Source organism: Williamsia sp. Y853, assembly GCF_056786495.1.
In genome coordinates, this window is sequence record NZ_JBXCJC010000001.1 from 2,096,213 (window position 1) to 2,115,790 (window position 19,578).

Annotated in this window: 15 protein-coding genes and 1 pseudogene; 11 read left to right on the forward strand and 5 right to left on the reverse strand. The window is 64.5% G+C overall.

Going from position 1 to position 19,578, the window contains the following annotated elements; all coding sequences use genetic code 11:
• Positions 1 to 20: 20 nt before the first annotated feature.
• Positions 21 to 1,496, forward strand: coding sequence for an adenosylhomocysteinase (ahcY, locus tag AC1TPF_RS09550; protein ID WP_482143623.1), 1,476 nt, complete (start codon positions 21 to 23; stop codon positions 1,494 to 1,496).
• Positions 1,497 to 1,590: 94 nt separating this feature from the next.
• Here the strand turns inward: ahcY and AC1TPF_RS09555 are convergent, their stop codons facing one another.
• The 4 genes from AC1TPF_RS09555 to AC1TPF_RS09570 form a co-directional block, all read right to left on the reverse strand.
• The gene (locus AC1TPF_RS09555) at positions 1,591 to 2,292 is read right to left on the reverse strand and encodes a hypothetical protein (protein ID WP_482143625.1); all 702 of its coding nucleotides are present in this window, start codon (positions 2,290 to 2,292) and stop codon (positions 1,591 to 1,593) included.
• 43 nt (positions 2,293 to 2,335) lie between these two features.
• Entirely contained in the window at positions 2,336 to 3,157 is an 822-nt protein-coding gene (locus AC1TPF_RS09560; protein ID WP_482143626.1) for an Rv0361 family membrane protein, read from the reverse strand.
• 191 nt (positions 3,158 to 3,348) lie between these two features.
• Positions 3,349 to 3,861: a nuclear transport factor 2 family protein gene (locus AC1TPF_RS09565; protein ID WP_482143628.1), complete on the reverse strand. Its 513-nt coding sequence runs from the start codon at positions 3,859 to 3,861 to the stop codon at positions 3,349 to 3,351.
• Between the two features lie 116 nt (positions 3,862 to 3,977).
• Positions 3,978 to 4,613 (reverse strand): dTMP kinase, encoded by a 636-nt coding sequence (locus AC1TPF_RS09570; protein ID WP_482143630.1) that lies wholly within the window; start codon positions 4,611 to 4,613, stop codon positions 3,978 to 3,980.
• Positions 4,614 to 4,717: 104 nt separating this feature from the next.
• On the opposite strand from AC1TPF_RS09570, the gene mtrA reads away from it, so the two are divergent.
• The 10 genes and pseudogenes from mtrA to AC1TPF_RS09620 all read left to right on the forward strand — a co-directional run bounded on the left by mtrA (position 4,718) and on the right by AC1TPF_RS09620 (position 18,009).
• A complete protein-coding gene (gene mtrA, locus AC1TPF_RS09575) occupies positions 4,718 to 5,395 on the forward strand; it encodes an MtrAB system response regulator MtrA (RefSeq protein ID WP_482135360.1) in 678 nt (225 codons plus the stop codon).
• Positions 5,392 to 7,035 carry an MtrAB system histidine kinase MtrB gene (mtrB, locus tag AC1TPF_RS09580; protein WP_482135359.1) on the forward strand — a complete coding sequence of 548 codons (1,644 nt, stop codon included), beginning with the start codon at positions 5,392 to 5,394 and terminating at the stop codon, positions 7,033 to 7,035. Before mtrA ends, mtrB begins: the two co-directional genes overlap by 4 nt.
• 64 nt (positions 7,036 to 7,099) lie before the next feature.
• The gene (gene lpqB, locus AC1TPF_RS09585) at positions 7,100 to 8,869 is read left to right on the forward strand and encodes an MtrAB system accessory lipoprotein LpqB (protein ID WP_482143632.1); all 1,770 of its coding nucleotides are present in this window, start codon (positions 7,100 to 7,102) and stop codon (positions 8,867 to 8,869) included.
• A 132-nt stretch (positions 8,870 to 9,001) separates the two neighbouring features.
• On the forward strand, positions 9,002 to 9,700 hold the full coding sequence (locus tag AC1TPF_RS09590) for a ComF family protein (RefSeq protein WP_482137239.1): 699 nt from the start codon (positions 9,002 to 9,004) through the stop codon (positions 9,698 to 9,700).
• 395 nt (positions 9,701 to 10,095) lie between these two features.
• A complete protein-coding gene (gene hpf, locus AC1TPF_RS09595; protein ID WP_482137238.1) occupies positions 10,096 to 10,782 on the forward strand; it encodes a ribosome hibernation-promoting factor, HPF/YfiA family in 687 nt (228 codons plus the stop codon).
• A gap of 187 nt (positions 10,783 to 10,969) precedes the next feature.
• Positions 10,970 to 13,463 (forward strand): annotated as a pseudogene (secA, locus tag AC1TPF_RS09600) (preprotein translocase subunit SecA); the annotation flags it as partial.
• 538 nt (positions 13,464 to 14,001) lie between these two features.
• The gene (locus tag AC1TPF_RS09605; protein ID WP_482143633.1) at positions 14,002 to 14,577 is read left to right on the forward strand and encodes an Rv3235 family protein; all 576 of its coding nucleotides are present in this window, start codon (positions 14,002 to 14,004) and stop codon (positions 14,575 to 14,577) included.
• A 102-nt stretch (positions 14,578 to 14,679) separates the two neighbouring features.
• Positions 14,680 to 16,116 (forward strand): wax ester/triacylglycerol synthase family O-acyltransferase, encoded by a 1,437-nt coding sequence (locus tag AC1TPF_RS09610; RefSeq protein ID WP_482135355.1) that lies wholly within the window; start codon positions 14,680 to 14,682, stop codon positions 16,114 to 16,116.
• Between the two features lie 34 nt (positions 16,117 to 16,150).
• A complete protein-coding gene (locus AC1TPF_RS09615) occupies positions 16,151 to 16,714 on the forward strand; it encodes a DUF6912 family protein (protein WP_482143634.1) in 564 nt (187 codons plus the stop codon).
• Between the two features lie 173 nt (positions 16,715 to 16,887).
• Positions 16,888 to 18,009, forward strand: a complete 1,122-nt coding sequence (locus AC1TPF_RS09620) for a ferredoxin reductase (protein WP_482135353.1) — start codon at positions 16,888 to 16,890, stop codon at positions 18,007 to 18,009.
• A 64-nt stretch (positions 18,010 to 18,073) separates the two neighbouring features.
• Here AC1TPF_RS09620 and AC1TPF_RS09625 read toward each other — a convergent pair whose 3' ends face one another.
• Entirely contained in the window at positions 18,074 to 19,534 is a 1,461-nt protein-coding gene (locus AC1TPF_RS09625; protein WP_482135352.1) for a DEAD/DEAH box helicase, read from the reverse strand.
• Positions 19,535 to 19,578 lie beyond the last annotated feature (44 nt).

Below are 19,578 nucleotides of genomic sequence, written 5' to 3' on the forward strand. Positions count from 1 at the left end.
GGGACTTTGAGGAGTGGTATATGACATCGGTCCAGAACGGCACGCTCACCGCGGACAGCCGCAACGGCATCGACTTCAAGGTGGCGGATCTTTCGCTGGCCGAATACGGACGCAAAGAGATCGGCCTCGCGGAGCACGAGATGCCGGGTTTGATGTCGTTGCGTCGGGAATATGCGGATGTATTGCCGCTCAAGGGTGCTCGCGTCTCGGGCTCTCTGCACATGACGGTGCAGACCGCAGTGCTGATCGAGACCCTGGTGGCACTCGGCGCCGAGGTGCGCTGGGCGTCGTGCAACATCTTCTCCACCCAGGACGAGGCTGCCGCGGCCATCGTCGTCGGGCCTTACGGCACCGTCGACGAGCCGAAGGGTGTGCCGGTCTTCGCGTGGAAGGGCGAGAGCCTCGAGGAGTACTGGTGGGCTGCCGAGCAGATGCTCACCTGGCCCGGTGAACCGGCCAACATGATCCTCGACGACGGCGGCGACGCGACCATGCTGGTTCTGCGCGGCGCGCAGTTCGAGAAGGCGGGCGTTGTGCCTCCGGTCGAAGAGAACGATTCGGCCGAATACAAGGTTTTCCTGTCGCTGCTGCGTGAGCGTTTCGAAACGGACAAGACCAAGTGGTCGACGATCGCCGAGTCGGTCCAGGGCGTCACCGAGGAGACCACCACCGGTGTGCTGCGGCTGTACCAGTTCGCCGCGGCAGGCGAATTGGTGTTCCCGGCGATCAACGTCAACGACTCGGTCACCAAGAGCAAGTTCGACAACAAGTACGGCACCCGCCACTCGCTGATCGACGGAATCAACCGTGGCACCGACGTCCTGATCGGTGGCAAGAAGATCCTGATCTGCGGCTACGGCGATGTCGGCAAGGGTTGTGCCGAATCACTGGCCGGCCAGGGTGGACGCGTGCAGGTCACCGAGATCGATCCGATCAACGCACTGCAGGCGCTGATGGACGGCTATGACGTGGTCACCGTCGAAGAGGCGATCGGCAACGCCGACATCGTCATCACGTCCACCGGCAACAAGGACATCATCACCTTCGATCACATGAAGCAGATGAAGCACCAGGCGATCCTGGGCAACATCGGTCACTTCGACAACGAGATCGACATGGCCGGCCTCGAGTCGTCGAAAGAGGTCACGCGGATCAACATCAAGCCGCAGGTCGATCAGTGGATCTTCCCTGAAGGCAATTCGATCATCGTGCTGTCGGAAGGTCGTCTGCTGAACCTGGGCAACGCCACCGGACACCCGTCGTTTGTGATGAGCAACAGCTTCTCCAACCAGGTGATCGCCCAGATTGAGCTGTGGACCAAGAGCGACGAGTACGACAACGAGGTCTACCGGCTGCCGAAGGCACTCGACGAGAAGGTCGCCAAGATCCACGTCGAGGCGCTCGGTGGCACTCTGACCAAGCTCACCAAGGAGCAGGCGGAGTACATCGGCGTCGATGTCGAGGGCCCGTACAAGCCCGAGCACTACCGCTACTGAGTCTTCGGACCGCAAGGTACTTCTGAACACCTGAAATGGTGGGTACGGGCGAACGCCCGTACCCACCATTTTTGTTTCAGCCGTTTCAGCCGTTTCAGCCGGTGATGATGTCGTCGTCGCCGCTGGTATCCGACGTCGGGCTCTGGGACAGGCTCGGACAGAACCGCCACTCGCCGTCTTCTTTCTTGAACGGCCAGGTGATGTCGCCGGTGTCCCGATCAATCGACATCACACCCTCGACCGTGCCGAGGGAGCCGTCCACAACCACATCCTCAACGTCGATGGACGCCGAAATCGGCCCGTTCTCGTCGAACAGATCCTGATATCCGGCGGTGGATTCTGTGCGTGAATCGGCCTCACAGGCCATCCGGTGCAGACCCACCGCGTCCTGGGTGTTGATCAGCTCGACGCGCTTCTCGGCCGCGGCCTCGAGGTCACCCTCATCGGCCGAGGCAACGGAACTGCTCGCGGTCGACGTGGCGGTGGATGGATCGGCCACCACACCTTCGTCGGTGTTGTCAGGGCCTGCCAGCACGGCCGCGGTGATCACCACGCCGACAACGACCACAACAACCGCGACGAGCGCCCCGATGATCAGCCCGGTCGAGTTTCTCGGCGGACGCGGTGGCGGAGTACCCCATGAGCCGGATGGGCCTGATTGCCCCCACTGTGGTGCGCCGTGACCCGGAGCCCATGATCCTGGTTGTGGTGGCGGGTACTGCGGTTGTAGGTGTTGCGGATTGTGACGAGGATCGGGGTTCCCCCATCCCGATGGGCCCGTCGGCGGATAACTCAAGAATTCCTCCCCTGAGGGTTGACCGTGTTGTCAGATCCTGGTGTCAGATCTCGCGGGTGTCACAGATCTTCCAGGTATCCAGTCGATTCTCCATGGTGAACGTGAAGCGGCTTGTCTCGACCGGGCTCTGGTCGGCCGGGTCGACGTATGTCAGAGAAACCGTTGCCTGAGCGGTGTTGCCGTCGACCTCGATCCCGGTGATCGAATTCAGTTTCATCCCGTTCAACTGGACACCGGTGTCTGATTGGAGGTCGCGGATGATGTCCTGCTCGGCGCCGCAGGTGACCGACAGCGCGGTCTCCCAGTCGGCGTCGCTGAACGCGATCGTGTACGTCCGGATCGCGTCCTCGATCTGTTCTTCGGCCTGTGCCGTCGACGATTGCGATGACGTTGTGGTCAGTGGTCCGGAGTCGACGATCGGGTTGGCGTCCTCGTCGTCGCCGAGGGTCACGAACAGGACGACCGCGAGTACCACCACAAGCACTGCGGCGGCGGCGATCCCGGCGATCCACGGTGTTTTGCTCGGTGGTTTCGGACCTTGGGGTGGGGGGCCGTACCCGGCCGGTCCGGCCCCAATCGGTCCGGCCGGTCCTGCAGGCGGTGGCGTCGCGCCGGCGCCGTACTGATCAGGTCGGTACTCGGTGGTCGGCTCGTACCGGGGTTGCTGGTTCTGGCCCCAATCGGCCCCGGCGCCCGGCGCCCCGCCCCAAGTGGGTTCGGGCCCGGCCGCACCACCCCAGGTGGGTTCGGGCGGCGGCTGATCGCCCTGACCCGGTTGATTCGGTCCGCTGCCCGGGCCCTGGCCCCAACCCTTGTCGTCCTGGTTGTCGCCGGATCCGTATGGACCGTTGGGTGGTTGCGTCATCAAGGCCTCCGGGTGGTTTCAGGGCAGGCAGAATCAGGGCAGGCCGGATCAGGGCAGGGCGTGATTGAACCGGTGGGATTGCTGACTGCGAACACTACGTCGGGAGGCCCGTGCCGAACACCTTCGACGATGCCCTCCGTCGATCGGGTCACCGGGTCGTCGATCATCTGTTTCAGAGGCGAATCGGGCGATCAAAGATATCGCGTGGTCTGTTGCGGATCGTTCTGTTGGCACATCTTCCAGCCGGTTTCCTCGCGCTTGAAGTACGAGACGGCCTGGGGCTGTGTCGACAATGCCGGGTTTTCGGCGCCGATGACGGTCAGCGTGATGCTTGCGGTCGCCAGATCTGCCGGTGGTGAACCGATGAACCGAATGTCGGTTATCTGGGCTACAGCGATGGTGCTGCCGACGTCTGCGGGACCCAGACCCTCGACAATCTGCGCGCCGATCGGTCCACTCTCGGCGCAGTAGGTGAGTTGCAGGGCGGCCGCGTCGCGGTTGTTGAGGGCGGTGATCTGCTGATGCACGAGTTCTTCGATCTGCTCGGCATCACTCGTCGGGCCGGTGCGAAGACCGAAAGCCAGCCAGAGGAGCGCGATGTTCACCACCAGCACACCTGCCGCGATCGCGACGGTGGGGCGGACGGGTATCGGCGGGATGGAGTGGGATGCGCCGTGGCCGACATGGATCGGGAGATGAATCATCAAACCTCCCATCAGTGCGACTACACCTGACGTTAGTGATCTGGCGTCGTCGATCCGTGAACGTCACGGTCAGCGTTACGGTCTCTTGATGGGGTTGTGACCAAACCCGGCCGGTTTCAGATGGAGATGAGCCGATCGGCCAGGGTTGGGTCGGGTTCGGAACCAAGTCGTGACCACGGTGACATCCAGCCGCGCTTGGCCAGGCCGCGGTACACCAGCGCGGTGCGTTCCTGTAGATCGTGATCGCGTTCGTAGTGGTCCCGGCTGCGCGTGATGTCGGCCTCGGCACGTGACTTCGCCCGGCCGATCGCGAGCTCGGTTGGGACGTCGAGCAGTAGGTGGTGGTCGGGCACGGCCAGACCGAACCGCCCGAACTCGAGGGTCGTCACCCACTCGACCACGTCGCCGTCGGCAGCTTCGCCGAGTCGGGCCGCGCTATAGGCGGCGTTCGAGGCGACATACCGGTCGAGGATCACGGCGTCGTTGGCGGACAACAACTTCCGCAGCTCGGCGTCGGCATCGCGGCGATCGAGCGCAAATAGCAACGCCATTGCGTTCACGCTGGACCGCAGATCGCCGTGTTCGCCGTGCAATGCCTCCGCGGCGATGTCGGCGGTCACTGATTCTGAATACCTTGGGAAGGTCATGGTTGCAACGCGATAGCCCTCTGTGGCCCAACGGTTTACGAGACCCGTGACCAAAGTGTGTTTACCGGCGCCGTCCAAGCCTTCTACTGCTATCAATACGCCCACACCAACGAGCGTAACCGTCGGGGGACTGCTGGTGTTGCAGCCGGGCCGTGGCGAAGTCGGCGCGTCAACCACACATTGCAACGATTCGGTGACACGATGTTGCAATGAAACCCAGGATTCTGGTTGTGGACGATGATGCGGCATTGGCGGAGATGCTGACCATCGTGTTACGCGGAGAGGGGTTCGAGCCCTTTGTTGTCGGCGACGGCACCCAGGCCCTGACGGCGGTCCGGGAGATTCGGCCCGATCTGGTTTTGCTCGACCTGATGTTGCCCGGCATGAACGGCATCGACGTGTGCCGGGTGTTGCGTGCGGATTCCGGTGTGCCGATCGTGATGCTGACGGCGAAGTCGGACACCGTGGACGTGGTTCTCGGGCTCGAATCCGGTGCCGACGACTACATGATCAAGCCGTTCAAGCCCAAGGAACTCGTCGCCCGGGTACGCGCGCGGTTGCGGCGCACGGAGGATGAACCCGCCGAACTGCTGGCCATCGGTCCCATCGAGATCGACGTCCCGGCGCACAAGGTCACCCGCGAAGGCGGGCCGATCTCTCTGACACCGCTCGAGTTCGACCTACTGGTTGCGTTGGCGCGTAAACCACGGCAGGTTTTCACCCGTGACGTGCTGCTCGAGCAGGTATGGGGTTACCGGCATCCGGCCGACACTAGGCTGGTCAACGTGCACGTGCAGCGCCTGCGGGCCAAAGTTGAAACAGATCCGGAGAACCCTGAGGTCGTCCTGACCGTGAGGGGGGTCGGCTACAAGGCCGGACCGCCGTGATCGGACGCCCGCGGCGTCGCATCAACGGGACCTTCGGACCGGCGATGCGTCGGGTGGGCTCGGTCGGCAAGTACGTCGGCCAGGTGTGGCGTCGATCGCTGCAGCTACGAGTGGTCGTGTCGACCCTTGTGCTGTCGTTTGTCGTGGTGTTGATCCTGGCGTTTGTGCTGACCAGTCAGATCACGGACCGTTTGCTCGACCTCAAGCTCCAGGCCGCCACCGAAGAACTCGAGCGCACCCGTCTGGCCGTCGAGCGTGATCTGTCCGGGGCCGACTCGGATGCGTCGTTGCTCAACCGGCTGCGCCAGACGCGATCCATCCTGACCGACCGGGGCATCGATTCCGGCGACAGTTCAGGTGTGGTCGGTACGTTTGACACGGTGTTGCTGGTGCCGAGTTCGGGCCCGACCGGTCCGACCGGTGTCGGGCCGATCGGTGAGATACCCGAAAACCTTCGCCAGATGGTTCAGGGCGGCCAGATGGCGTACCGGTATTCGTCGGTCACCGGGTCGAACGGACAGCAGAACCCGGCGCTGATCATCGGCACTCCGACCAACACCGACATCCCCGGCCTCGAGCTCTATCTGGTTTTTCCGCTGACCAACGAAGCGAGCACCGTCGCCCTGGTCCGCGGCACGATCTTCACCGGTTTCCTGGTGCTGCTCGGTCTGTTGGCCGCGATCGCAATCCTGGTGTCCCGCCAGGTGGTGATCCCGGTCCGTTCCGCGTCGCGGATCGCGGTTCGCTTCGCCGACGGCCGGCTCAAGGAACGAATGCCGGTCCGCGGCGAGGACGACATGGCCCGATTGGCGATGTCGTTCAACGACATGGCGGAAAGTCTCTCGAAACAGATTTCCCACCTCGAAGAGTTCGGTGGGTTGCAACGGCAGTTCACCTCCGATGTCTCCCACGAACTCCGAACGCCGTTGACGACGGTCCGGATGGCAGCCGATGTCCTGTTCGAGAGTCGAGAAGAGCTCGAACCGGTTCTGAAGCGATCCGTCGAATTGCTCGACATGGAGCTCGAACGGTTCGAGACCCTGCTCGGCGAACTGCTGGAGATCTCCCGCCATGACGCCGGTGTTGCCGAGTTGTCGGCCGACAAGCTGAACATGACCATTCCGATCGACGCCGCGGTGAAGACTGTCCGGCATCTCGCCGAAGAGACCAACACCGAACTGATCCTGGATCTGCCGGACGAACCGGTCATCGCCGAGGTCGACCCGCGCCGGGTCGAGCGAATCCTGCGGAACCTGCTGGCCAACGCCATCGATCACGGCGACCAGAAGCCGGTGACACTGACCATGCGAACCGATGGCGACGCGGTGGCGATCACGGTGCGTGATGGGGGCATCGGTCTGCGGCCAGGGGAGGAGAAGTTGGTGTTCAATCGGTTCTGGCGTTCTGATCCATCTCGATTCCGCAGGTCCGGCGGCACGGGCCTGGGGCTGGCCATCAGCGTCGAGGACGCGCGACTGCACCAGGGCCGTCTCGAGGCGTGGGGCGAACCGGGCAAGGGTGCATGCTTCCGGTTGACCCTGCCGCTGGTTCGCGGCCACAAGGTGCTGGGGAGCCCTCTGCCACTCAAACCACCTGGTTCACGCCGCGCACCCCGTGATCCGGGGCCCACCGATGAGTGAGGTCCAGCGCAGTGAGGTTCAGCGACATATGGCAGCAGGACGTGCAAGGCGTGTGCAGGTGTCGGTGAGTGGTGTGACACGTCGTCGCGCCGGTCGACGCAGACTGTATGCCGGGGTGATGGTGATCCTGGTGTCGCTGTTGTCGGCCTGTGTCTCGATCCCGAACAACTCCAGTCCGCAACCACTCGGTTCGCTCGAGCGCCAACCGCCGAGTACCAACATCCCGACACCGAGCCCCGGGATGGACCCGGAGTCGCTGGTCCGTAGCTTCCTCAAAGCGTCGGCGCAGCCGGGTTCCGGTCACCTCGCAGCGCGACAGTTCCTGACCCAGGACGCGTCGGACTCGTGGGACGACCAGGGCGGTGCCCTGTTGCTCGACCAGATCAACGTCCTGAGCGACAAACGTACAGACGACACGATCACCGTCCGCGTCAACGGGGAAGACACCGGTGAACTCCAACCGAGCGGACAACTGATCCCGAGTTCGGGGCGCATCGAGATCCAGTTGTCGTTGATGCGGGTCGACGGGGAATGGCGGATCAACGGGCCATTGCCTGCCGGTGTCCTGATGGACCGCGAGCAGTTCGAGATATCGTACCGGCCGCACGTGCTCTACTACCCGAGTTACGACGACCAGCACCTGGTCGCCGATCCCCGCTGGTTCTACACCGGCGGAGACCAGTTGGCGGACCAGCTGATCGGGCTGCTGATCGCCGGACCCGTCGACGATCTGCGCGGTGCGGTCATCAACGAGTTCCCGGCCCGGTCTTCGTTGCGCGGCTCGATCGAGTCGCTCAGTGGGGGCGGTATCCGGATCGATCTGGTCGGTCTCAATGGCTTGGGCGGTGCCGAACGTAACCGCCTGGCGGCGCAGATCATCTGGACGCTCAGTGACGCCGACATCAGTGGTCCGTATGTGATCGACGCCGATGGTGCGCCGCTGAACGAACGTCACGCAAACGGCTGGCAGACGAACGATGTGGAGTCGCTCAATCCGAATCCGCCCGCCAGTCCCGTCGGCCTGCACGTCGTGGAAGGTGGTTCGTTCCAGATGGTCGTGGACGACGCCCTGACCCCGGTTCCCGGCACGTTGGGGGAATCCCGGAATCTGGTCTCCGCGGATCTCTCGGCAGACGGTGGGCGGGTGGCGGTGGTGTCGCAGAACCCGGCACCGGGTCCGGCGCCTGCACTGGCGCTCTCGATCGGTGATTACGGTGCAGGCGTGACCCCGGTCATCGAGGGCGGCACGATCACACGGCCCTCGTTTGCCGGTGATTCTCAAACGGTGTGGGCGGTGGTCGACAACACCCGGGTCACCCAGGTCACGCAGATGTCGGGCAACAGTCAGGTCACCGAGCGGGAAGTGGACTCGTCGGCGATCCGTGCGGTCGCACAGGGCCCGATCACCGAATTGCAGGTTTCACAGGACGGTGCCCGCGCCGCGCTGATCGTCGGTGGACAGGTGGTGCTCGCGATCATCGAGGACCGGGCCGACGGCAGACTGCTGCTGGCCAACCCGCTCGGGGCCGGGGCCCTGAACATCGTCGGCGCGGTGTCGCTGGACTGGCTGAGCAGCGAAGTGTTGGTGGTCGGCCGCAGCTCTGCCGAAGGGCCGGTTGTGCAACTGCGGATCGACGGAATGCCACCTGGTGCGCTGCCCAGCGGCAACCTCACCCCGCCCGTGACGGCGGTGGTGGCGAGTCCGTCGACCATCTTTGCCGCCGACAGCCGCGGCGTCCTGCGCCTCGGTGGTACCAGCGACGAACCGGACCAGTACTGGAGCGAAGTTCCTCCGACGATGGGTTTGTTGGCGATACCTGTTCTGCCGCATTAGATTCGGCCGCATCGGGTTCTGGCGGACCAGATCCGCGATACCTGTGGACTGCGTGGCGAACTGTGCATGATCCTGCTGCCCGAGGCCCGCGGGTCGGCGCCGGTTCCGGCGTTCACGGCATCATTTCCGACCATGGTCGAGCGGGTGTGGCCGGCACTGGTGGATCTGGTGGTCCCGTTGCACTGCGGTGGATGTGCCAGACCCGGGACCCGGTGGTGCCGGGCGTGTGCTGCCCAGATCGCCGATGCCCCGATCGAGGTGCGGACCCGGGTGGGCCTATCGATCCCGGCATACGCATTGGGGCGGTACACCGGCGTTCGCAGGCAGGCGATCCTCGAGCTCAAGGAGCGTGGCCGCAGTGACCTGGCCGTTCCGTTGGGCCGGGCCGTCGCCACCGGCTTGCTCGCCCTCGATCGGTGGTCCGAACTGCCCAACGCGGACCGGCTGGTGTTGATCCCGGCGCCTACCCGGCCGATGTCGGCGCGTCGTCGCGGCGGCGATCCGGTGACGGCGATCGCCGTTGCCGCGGCCCGGTCGTTGGGTGGTGGGGCATCAGGTGGCGCGGTGACGGTGACGCCGATGCTCGCCACCTCGATGTGGGCGCGTGATTCGGCACGACTGTCGGCCGGGCAGCGGAGCGACAACCTGCACGGCGCGATCAGGCTCCGCCGAAGTGTCGGTACGGGCGCCGCGGCAGCTCACACTCGCGACGCCGCGGTGGTCCTACTCGATGATGTCTTGACGACGGGCGCAACCGCGGCCGAGTCCGTGACGGTTCTCGCCCGTGCCGGAGTCGAGGTGCACCTCGTTCTCGTCGTTGCCGCAGCGTGAATCGTCGGCGGGTCCAGGCCCGACATTTCCCACGCCCGGCACTTCCGCCGAAACGATTTGGTGGCCAAAGTCATTCAGATATTCCGAAAGTCGGCGTATTGGATTATCCGGTCAAAGCGCCGATGAACGGCCGGAGGCGAATATGTGGCGAACAGTTGGCCGGAGGACTACGGTCAAAGGTGCGTCAGTTAGCCGCACAAAGGTTGCCGAAGCAAGTGGTGGCCGGGGGGAGGTGAGAGCCCAACTCATAGACCGGTTGCCTGAGCGTGTGCGCTGCGGTGGCCGGGATCTCTAGTTCACCGATCCAGGAGGTATCGCAAGTGACGACAAGCGTCGGCAAAGTAGCCGTTTCCGAATCTGAAGAAAGCACAGATTCCAGCACGAGTCCCGACACCATCACCCGAACCGATCCGTTTGATCCGGGCATCTACGTCCGAACCGATTCGTCCGATGAACTCTCCCGCCCTGACGCCGAAGTGCAGGTCAGTGGCCGTAATGTTGAAATCCCCAACCACTTCCGCATACACGTGATGGACAAACTGTCCCGCGTGGAACGGTTCGACCCGACGATCTTCCGATTTGATGTCGAACTTCACCACGAGCGAAATCGACGTCAGTCCAAGATCTGCCAGCGACTCGAGATCACCGCGGTTGGCAAAGGCCCGGTGGTTCGAGGAGAGGCCTGCGCAGACAACTTCTACGCCGCACTCGACGCCGCCCTGGCAAAACTCCAGTCGCGGCTCCGCCGGACCAAAGATCGTCGCAAAGTCCACCACGGATTGAGAACGCCCATATCCGTCGCCGAGGCCACGGCCGCGTCCGATCCGACGCTGAACGGCCAGGCCCCGGATCGCCAGAGCGACGAAGACCGCTGGGCCGCGGAGAATCCCGAGTCAACCGGTCCAGGACACATCGTCCGCGTCAAAGAGCACCCCGCTGTGCCGATGACAGTCGACGACGCACTCTACGAGATGGAACTGGTCGGGCACGACTTCTTCCTCTTTCATGACAAGGAAACGGACAAACCAACCGTCGTATACCGCAGGCATGCGTTCGACTATGGCTTGATCCGGCTCGCCTGACGCTCTTGATCGGCCCCACTCAAAGAGCGGCGGGCAGCTCGAATTGCCCGCTCTGAAGGCGCGGCCGAATGCCTTGATTCGCCTCGCGTGAGTCAGGCGGCCGGGGCGCTCGCTACCATGGAGTCCGACCTGCGGGAATCTGCAGGTCGGATTTCGTGTGTATTCGACCGGATCGAGGGAATTACCAGTGCTCAACAAGCTGCTGCGCGTCGGCGAAGGCCGGATGGTCAAACGCCTGGATGCAATCGCTACGCATGTGGAGACGCTCGACAAAGCGACCGAGGCCTTGTCAGACGCCGAACTCCGGGCAAAGACCGATGAGTTCAAGGAACGGCTCGCCGCCGGTGAGACCCTCGACGATCTGCTGCCCGAGGCCTTTGCCGTAGCCCGTGAAGCTGCTTGGCGGGTGCTGTCGCAGAAGCACTTCCACGTCCAGATCATGGGCGGTGCCGCGCTGCACTTCGGCAACATCGCCGAGATGAAGACCGGTGAGGGCAAAACCCTGACCTGTGTTCTGCCCGCCTACCTCAATGCGCTGGCGGGTGAGGGCGTCCACGTGGTCACCGTCAACGACTACCTGGCCAAGCGTGACTCCGAGTGGATGGGCCGCGTCCACCGATTCCTGGGCCTCGAGACCGCGGTGATCCTCACCGGGATGCCCCCGGCCGCACGTCGTGAGGCCTATGCCGCCGACATCACCTACGGCACCAACAACGAGTTCGGGTTCGACTACCTGCGCGACAACATGGCCCATTCGCTCGGTGACCTGGTCCAGCGTGGCCATCCCTTCGCGGTGGTCGACGAGGTCGACTCGATCCTGATCGACGAGGCCCGGACCCCGCTGATCATCTCGGGGCCCACTGATTCGTCGAGCAAGTGGTACGCCGAATTCGCCCGCATCGCACCGCTTTTGAAGAAAGACGTCCACTACGAGGTGGATATCCGCAAGCGCACGATCGGTGTGCACGAAGCGGGGGTGGAGTTTGTCGAGGACCAGCTGGGCATCGACAACCTGTACGAGGCCGCCAACTCGCCGCTGGTGGGCTACCTGAACAACGCGATCAAGGTCAAAGAGCTCTTCGAGCGCGACAAGGACTACATCGTCCGCAACGGTGAGGTGCTGATCGTCGACGAGTTCACCGGCCGTGTGCTCGACGGCCGACGCTTCAACGAGGGTCTGCACCAGGCCATCGAGGCCAAGGAACGGGTCGAGATCAAGGCCGAGAACCAGACCCTGGCCACGATCACCCTGCAGAACTACTTCCGTATGTACGAGAAGTTGTCGGGCATGACCGGCACGGCACAGACCGAGGCCGCAGAGCTCGACCAGATCTACAAGTTGGGTGTGCTCCCGATCCCGACGAACAAGCCGATGGTGCGCGTGGATCAGACAGACCTGATCTACAAGACCGAAGAGGCAAAGTTCGATGCGGTGGTCGACGACATCACCGAGCGCCATGAAAAGGGTCAGCCCGTTCTGATCGGTACCACCAGCGTCGAACGGTCGGAGTATCTCGCCAGGCAGCTCAAGAAGCGTGGCATCCCGCACAACGTGCTCAACGCGAAGTTCCACGAACAAGAAGCCCAGATCATCGCCGAGGCCGGTCGCAGTGGTGCGGTCACCGTCGCCACCAACATGGCAGGCCGTGGTACCGACGTCGTGCTCGGTGGTAACCCCGACATCCTCGCCGACATCCGTCTGCGCAAGGCCGGCCTGGATCCGGTGGAGACTCCGGAAGACTACGAAGCCGCCTGGGACGAGGCGCTCGCGACGGTCAAGGCCCAGGTTGCCGAGGACGCGGAGAAGGTCAGGGAATCCGGCGGTCTGTACGTTCTGGGAACCGAACGGCACGAATCACGGCGCATCGACGACCAGCTCCGTGGTCGCTCCGGCCGTCAAGGTGATTCGGGAGAGTCCCGGTTCTATCTGTCTCTCGGCGACGAGCTGATGCGCCGCTTCAACGGCGCCGCACTCGAATCGATCATGAACCGGGTGAATCTGCCCGACGACGTCCCGATCGAGGCGAAGATGGTCACCAAGGCCATCCGCAGCGCGCAGACGCAGGTCGAGCAGCAGAACTTCGAGGTCCGCAAGAACGTCCTCAAGTACGACGAGGTGATGAACCAGCAGCGCAAGGTCATCTACGCCGAGCGTCGCACGATCCTCGAGGGTGAGGATCACAGCGAACAGGTCAAGCGGATGATCGAAGACGTTGTCGGTGCCTACGTCGAGGGCGCCACGTCCGAGGGCTACACCGAGGACTGGGATCTGGATCAGCTCTGGACCGCCATGAGGACGCTGTACCCGATCGAGCTCGACTACAAGGACCTTCTCGAGGAGAACGAGTTCGGCGAGCGGAAGGACATCACCTCCGAGGAACTGCGCGAGCTCCTGGTGGCCGATGCTCTCAAGGCGTACAAAAAGCGTGAGGGGGAGATCGAGTCGATCGCCGGTCCCACGGCGATGCGTCAGCTCGAACGCACCATCCTGCTCAGCGTTCTCGACCGGAAGTGGCGCGACCACCTCTACGAGATGGACTACCTGCGTGAAGGCATCCACCTGCGGTCGATGGCGCAGCGCGATCCGGTCGTCGAGTACCAGCGCGAAGGCTACGACATGTTCATCGGCATGCTCGACGGACTGAAAGAGGAGTCTGTCGGATTCCTGTTCAACGTCAGTGTCGAGGCAACCCCGGCCCAGCCGGCCGCCGCAGCAGCAGCAGCGGCTCCGGCATCGATGACAAAAGCTCAGGCGGCTCCGGCCCCGCTGCCCACCGAACAGGTCGCTCCTGCTCGTCCGGCAGCACCGGCGGCTCCGGCAGCATTGCGGGCCAAGGGAATCGACGACGGCTCGGCCAATGCCGGACTGACGTTCAGCGGACCATCCGAAACCGGTGGCACCACGGTGCGCCGGTCGAGTGCGTCCGCAGGCGGATCCACTGATGGACAGGCAGGCAGCCGCAAGGAACGCCGCGCAGCTGCGCGGTCGGGATCGAAGGGCGATGCGAAGCCGCCCAAGACGCGCAAGAAGCACTGACCCTGCCAAAGCGGTGCTGAACGACCAGCTCTGAAGGCTCGAACGCTCGACAACCCGGATACCACCGTCTCCGGTTCCGAAGGAACCAGGAACGGGCAGTACACGTCGTACTGCTGGTATCCGGGTTTTCCGGCTATCGGGCCGGCCGTCGCCGGTCATGGGCGGACACAGCCGGGGGCGCCATGACAACAACGGATATCGCCGAGTCCGGCCCGGGCGCGGTTGGGGCAAGTGCCCTCGGGGTCGGTGGTGGTGGCCGCGGTGGCCTGCGGATCAGCCGGGTGCCCTTCAGCGAGACACCACCGCTGGGCCCGGGGTCGAGTGCCGCTGCACCGGTATCGGGTACCGGGATCGAAGTCCATGCGGCCCACCGCACTCCGGTTCCGCAGACCGAGCCCGTCGACGTCGAGCTGCGCCGGTTTGCCATCAACGCGACCACGGTGCTGCTCGAGGTCATGGGCGGTCGGCGGCCGTTTGCACAACTGGCGGAGGTGGCGGTGCCGAAGATCGCCGATCAATTCCGGGTGTTGCTCGCCGCCGATCAGTCGAGGGGACCGGCCTGCACATTGCTGCGCTTGCACACTCAACACACGAGCCCCGACGTTGCCGAGATCACCGTCGTCTACCGCAGAGGTGAGCGCGTTCAGGCGATGGGTGCTCGTGTGGAGCGCCGGCTGATGCCCATCCGCCCCATCACCCCCGGGGGCGCTCGGCGCAAGGCCCGACGGTGTGTCCTGGTATCGGTCAGTGTTGGATGATGCCCGGCGCCGCCGGCGGTCGGTTGGCGACGAGTGCGTAGGCGGCACTGTGCGGGTGGTTCGCGGCGACCGGGCGAGGACGCGGCGGTTACGATTGGCCCTGTGAACCGGCTGTCGCCTCAGGATTCGATGTACTACTACCTCGATGACCGCGGTTCGACAACCCAGGTGGGTTCGCTGCTTATCCTCGAGCGCCGCGCCGGGGGCCTGGACTACCAGGGGCTGCTGCGTACCGTCGAGAGCCGGTTGCAGCTGGTTCCGCGGTACCGCAAGAAGATCCGTGAGGTCACGCTCGGTCTGGCCCGTCCGGTGTGGGTCGATGACCACGAGTTCGACATCACCTATCACGTCCGCCGCTCTGCGTTGCCGAGTCCGGGCGCCGACGATCAGCTCCACGACCTTGTCGCCAGGCTGATGTCGCGTCCACTCGAGCGCACTCGGCCACTGTGGGAGATGTACCTGGTCGAGGGTCTGTCCGATGGCCGGATGGCGATCCTGACCAAGACCCATCGCGCGCTGGTCGACGGGTCCGAGGCCTTCGAGATCAATCAGATCATCGTCGACGACACCCGCGAGTCGCCGTCGATGCCCGAGGATCTGTGGCTGCCCGACCGGGAGCCGGGCAGTGGCGAATTGGTGGTGGGTGCGATCACCGATGTCCTGACCCGGCCGTGGGAGATGGTCGACCAGGTGCGGGCGGCGTCCAATCAGCTGGCGTCTGTCGGCCAGGCCCTGTCCGGTACATTTCGCCGGGTCGAATCGGTGATGAAGATGGCCACCACCTCGGCGCCGTCGAGTCCACTCAACGGCGCCACTGCCCCGACCCGTCGTTTCACCGTGGCATCCTGTTCGGCCGAGGACTGTGTGGACATCGCCGAGCGCCACGGTTGTACCCCCAATGATGTGCTCCTGGCGGCCATCGCAGGTGCGATCCGGCGCTGGCTGCTCTCGCGGTCACTGGCCGTTGATCAGGTGGAGACCGTGCGTGTCATGGTGCCGCTGTCGGCCTACCCGGCAGGGGAGGACGAACCCGAGTTCGACTCGGACCTCGATGCGCAGGGGGAGTCGTCGTCGGCGTCGTGGATGGTCGGCGGGCTACAAGGATTTGTCACCGACCTTCCAGTGGGAGAACCGAATCCGGCCGTGCGACTGTCGCAGGTCGCGCAGCTGGCGGAGCGGCACTCGCATTCGAACCGGAACTGGTCGGCTGCGGTCGAACCGTGGATTCCGGAAATCGGGCCTGCGACGTTCCATGCGATGAGTGCGCGGGCAGCGGCGTCGTTGTCGCGCCGGTCGTTCAACGTGCCGGTCACCATTGCGCGCGGACCACGCTCGGCGCAATACCTCGGTGGCAACGAGGTCCTTGCCATTTATCCGGTTCCGGTCTTGGTCCGCAAACGTGCCCTCGCGATCGGGCTCACGTCGTACAACGGCCGAATCTGCTTCGGTTTCAACGCCGATCGCCGGGTGATGTGGGATCTCGGTGCCATGGCCGAGTACCTCACCGACTCGTTCGAAGAATTGCTCCCACAACGGTGACATCCCCACCGAGTTCACACCCTGGAAAGGCCCGATGAGAATCTATCTGCCCGCCACCCTGTCGATGCTGACAGATCTGAACACCACCGGTGAGTTCGTGCCCGTCGGAGGAACGGCGTTTGCACTGACACCTGCGCTACGCGAGTCGTATCTCGACGGCGACGACGAGGAGCTTGCCGAGGCCGCGATCCGGGAGGCCGCGCGCGCCTCGCTCCGGCTGCTCGCCGCCGAGCAAGACGAAGACGGCTCCGCCGAGCAAGACGAAGACGGCTCCGTCGACAAGGACGATGAGGCAGGTGAGACGACGCCGCTTCCGCCCCGGCGAGTGGTGATCGCCGCCGACGTCGACGAGGTGAAGCTTCGTCCCGATATCGATGTCGCGGTAGTGAAAACCTTTCGGGTGGTGCCGCTTTCGGCGGTCGCATCCCTGTTGGTCGACGGCAGCGACGCCGAGGAGAAGGTCCTGCGGGCCATGGAGGTCGTCGATGCCGCGGATCTGGGCGACGAGGATGCAGAACTGGCCATCGGCGACGTCGAAGACTTCGACCTGGGCTGGTACGCCACCCAGGAGCTCCCGTTCCTGCTGGAACTTCTCTGAGCGCGTTGCCTGCGCAGTGACCCCGGCCTCTCGCGCTGTGTCCGGACCTTAACCTACGGTAGCGTAAGTTAGCAGCATCTGAGCTGAGACGAAGCCGAAGGCGGAGCTCGACCATGAGTCGATGCGAAGCCGAAGGCGGAGCTCGACCGTAGCTTGTCGAATGGAGGCACCTGATGGGTTGGCGTGAACGATTCGAGGAGCCGGTTCGCGATATCGCGAGCCGTAGCCGGGCGGTCAACTTGGTCCGTGCCGCGGCGGCGCGTGTCACCACACCGTTGCTCCCCGATGATTACCTGCACCTGGCGAATCCGCTGTGGTCGGCGCGGGAACTGCGCGGCAAGATCGTCGAGGTCCGGCCCGAAACCGCCGACTCGGCAACACTTGTCATCAAGCCGGGCTGGGGATTCTCGTTCGACTACCACCCCGGGCAGTACATGGGCATCGGCATTCTGGTCGAAGGCCGCTGGACCTGGCGGTCGTATTCGCTGACATCGGTGCCGCAGACCACGTCCGACACCCATGGCAAGGTCGTGTCGATCACGGTGAAGGCGATGGCCGAGGGTTTCCTGTCCGGACACCTGGTCAATGGTCTTGCGCCCGGCACGGTGGTGCGGCTGGCAGCGCCCCAGGGGGAGTTCGTCCTTCCGGCGGAACTGCCCGAGAAACTGTTGTTCGTCACCGCGGGCAGCGGCATCACGCCGATCATGTCGATGCTGCGGACGATGTCGTCGCGCAAACAGCACACCGACGTCCAGCTGATCCATTCGGTGCCCACCGACAAGGACCTGATGTTCGCCGACGAACTCAAGCAGTTCGAGGCCGACGGTCTCTTGCGAGTGCACATCCAGCGCACGCGCGTCGAGGGCAAGATCGACCCGGAGGCGCTCGACGCACTGTGTCCCGATTGGGGTCAGCGGCAGACGTGGGCATGTGGTCCGGCTGCGCTGCTGGATTCGCTGACCCAGATGTGGACGCAGGCCGGGTTGCGCGATCATCTGCACATCGAGCGATTTGCCCTCGAGCGTGGTGAGGTCGGTGCCGAAGGTGGCACGGTCACATTCTCGAAGACCGGGCGCACCGCCACCGTCGACGGTGCGACCACGTTGATGACCGCCGGTGAGGATGCCGGCGTGCAGATGCCATTCGGTTGCCGGATGGGTATCTGCCAGAGCTGTGTTGTGATGCTCGACAAGGGCGTTGTCCGGGATTTGCGCAGCGGCGCCGAACATGTTGCGGGCGAACGTATTCAGACCTGCATCAGTGTCGCTGCAGGAGACTGCACGTTGGAGGTCTAACTCTCCGGCCACCAAAAAAGGGGCACCAACCATTTCTGGTTGGTGCCCCTTTTTGGGTTAGAGACTAGCGAGACGGGCTGCGACGTCCACCCTGCGACGATCCGCCGGCACTGGAGCCGGCATATCCGCGACTGCGGCCGCCTTCAGAATGGCCGGCTGCCGCGCGTCCGGCCTGTGACCGTGCGCTCTGTCCGCGACCGCGGCCCTCGTACGGAGCTGATCCGTCCGCAGTCGGGCGTGCGCGGCGAGGTGCGTTCGAGGAGCGACCATTGCCCGACCGGCTGCCCGGAGCGTTGGCCGACCGGTTGGGAACCGAGCTGATTGCTGGCGGCGTTACCAGTTCTGCGGTCTCGCCGACCAGTGTCTTGAGCAGCTCGGAGTCTGCGGTCACCTTGACCGGGGTCGCCTTGATGGCGGCCTTGCGCAGCAGCTGCGACATGTCGCGGCGCTGCTCCGGCAGTGTCAGGGTGACGACGTCACCGGCGCTGCCTGCGCGCGCGGTACGGCCCGAACGGTGCAGGTAAGCCTTGTGCTCGGCAGGCGGGTCGACGTGGACGACGAGTTCGACGTCATCGACGTGCACACCGCGGGCGGCGACGTCGGTGGCGACCAGGACGCGCGCCTTTCCGCTGGAGAACGCGAGAAGGTTGCGGTCGCGGGCACCCTGCGAGAGGTTGCCGTGCAGGTCGACGCTGGGGATACCGGCGTCGGTCAGCTGCTTGGCCAGCTTGCGGGCCTGGTGCTTGGTCCGCATGAACAGGATCCGGCGGCCCTTGCCCGAGGCGAGTGCGAAGACGACGCCCTTCTTGGCGTCGGCGCCGGCGACCTCATAGATGTGGTGGGTCATCGCGGAGACGTGCGAGGTGGCCTCGTCTACCGAGTGCATGACCGGCTGGTTCAGGAAGCGCTTGACCAGCTTGTCGACACCGTTGTCGAGGGTTGCCGAGAACAGCAGTCGCTGGCCGCCCTCAGGGGTGGCGGTCAGGATGCGGGTCACGCCGGGCAAAAAGCCCAGGTCGGCCATGTGATCGGCCTCGTCGAGGATGGAGATCTCGACCCGGTCCAGACGCACGAGACGCTGGCGCATGAGGTCTTCGAGGCGGCCGGGGCAGGCCACGACGATGTCGACACCGGCGCGCAGTGCCGAAGCCTGGCGACCCTGGGGGACGCCACCGAAGATGGTGGTCACGGTCAGGCCGAGGGCCTGGGCCATCGGCTGCACCACGGCGGTGATCTGGGTGGCCAGCTCACGGGTCGGAGCCAGGATCAGGCCACGGGGGCGGCCTGCGCCGGCAGACGAGCCGGCTGCGAGGCGAGCGACGAGCGGGATGGCGAAGGCCAGCGTCTTGCCGCTGCCGGTCTTTCCGCGGCCGAGTACGTCCCGGCCCGCAAGGCTGTCGGGCAGGGTGTCTGCCTGGATGGGGAAGGGGGAGGTGATGCCACCGGCCGTCAGCGACTTGACCAGGCTCGGGGGTACGCCGAGATCAGCAAAAGTTGTTGTGGCAGGACTAGATACAGAATTCAAAGAATCACGTTTCTGATTTACGCGGCGTCTCGAGCACGATTCAC

What these genes read in the sequence shown, in the direction of transcription:
- ahcY (WP_482143623.1), top strand. Translation starts at nt 21, where the DNA reads ATGACATCGGTCCAGAACGGCACGCTCACCGCGGACAGCCGCAACGGC.
- AC1TPF_RS09560 (WP_482143626.1), bottom strand. Translation starts at nt 3,157, where the DNA reads ATGACGCAACCACCCAACGGTCCATACGGATCCGGCGACAACCAGGAC.
- AC1TPF_RS09565 (WP_482143628.1), bottom strand. Translation starts at nt 3,861, where the DNA reads ATGATTCATCTCCCGATCCATGTCGGCCACGGCGCATCCCACTCCATC.
- mtrA (WP_482135360.1), top strand. Translation starts at nt 4,718, where the DNA reads ATGAAACCCAGGATTCTGGTTGTGGACGATGATGCGGCATTGGCGGAG.
- AC1TPF_RS09590 (WP_482137239.1), top strand. Translation starts at nt 9,002, where the DNA reads ATGGTCGAGCGGGTGTGGCCGGCACTGGTGGATCTGGTGGTCCCGTTG.
- AC1TPF_RS09605 (WP_482143633.1), top strand. Translation starts at nt 14,002, where the DNA reads ATGACAACAACGGATATCGCCGAGTCCGGCCCGGGCGCGGTTGGGGCA.
- AC1TPF_RS09615 (WP_482143634.1), top strand. Translation starts at nt 16,151, where the DNA reads ATGAGAATCTATCTGCCCGCCACCCTGTCGATGCTGACAGATCTGAAC.
- AC1TPF_RS09620 (WP_482135353.1), top strand. Translation starts at nt 16,888, where the DNA reads ATGGGTTGGCGTGAACGATTCGAGGAGCCGGTTCGCGATATCGCGAGC.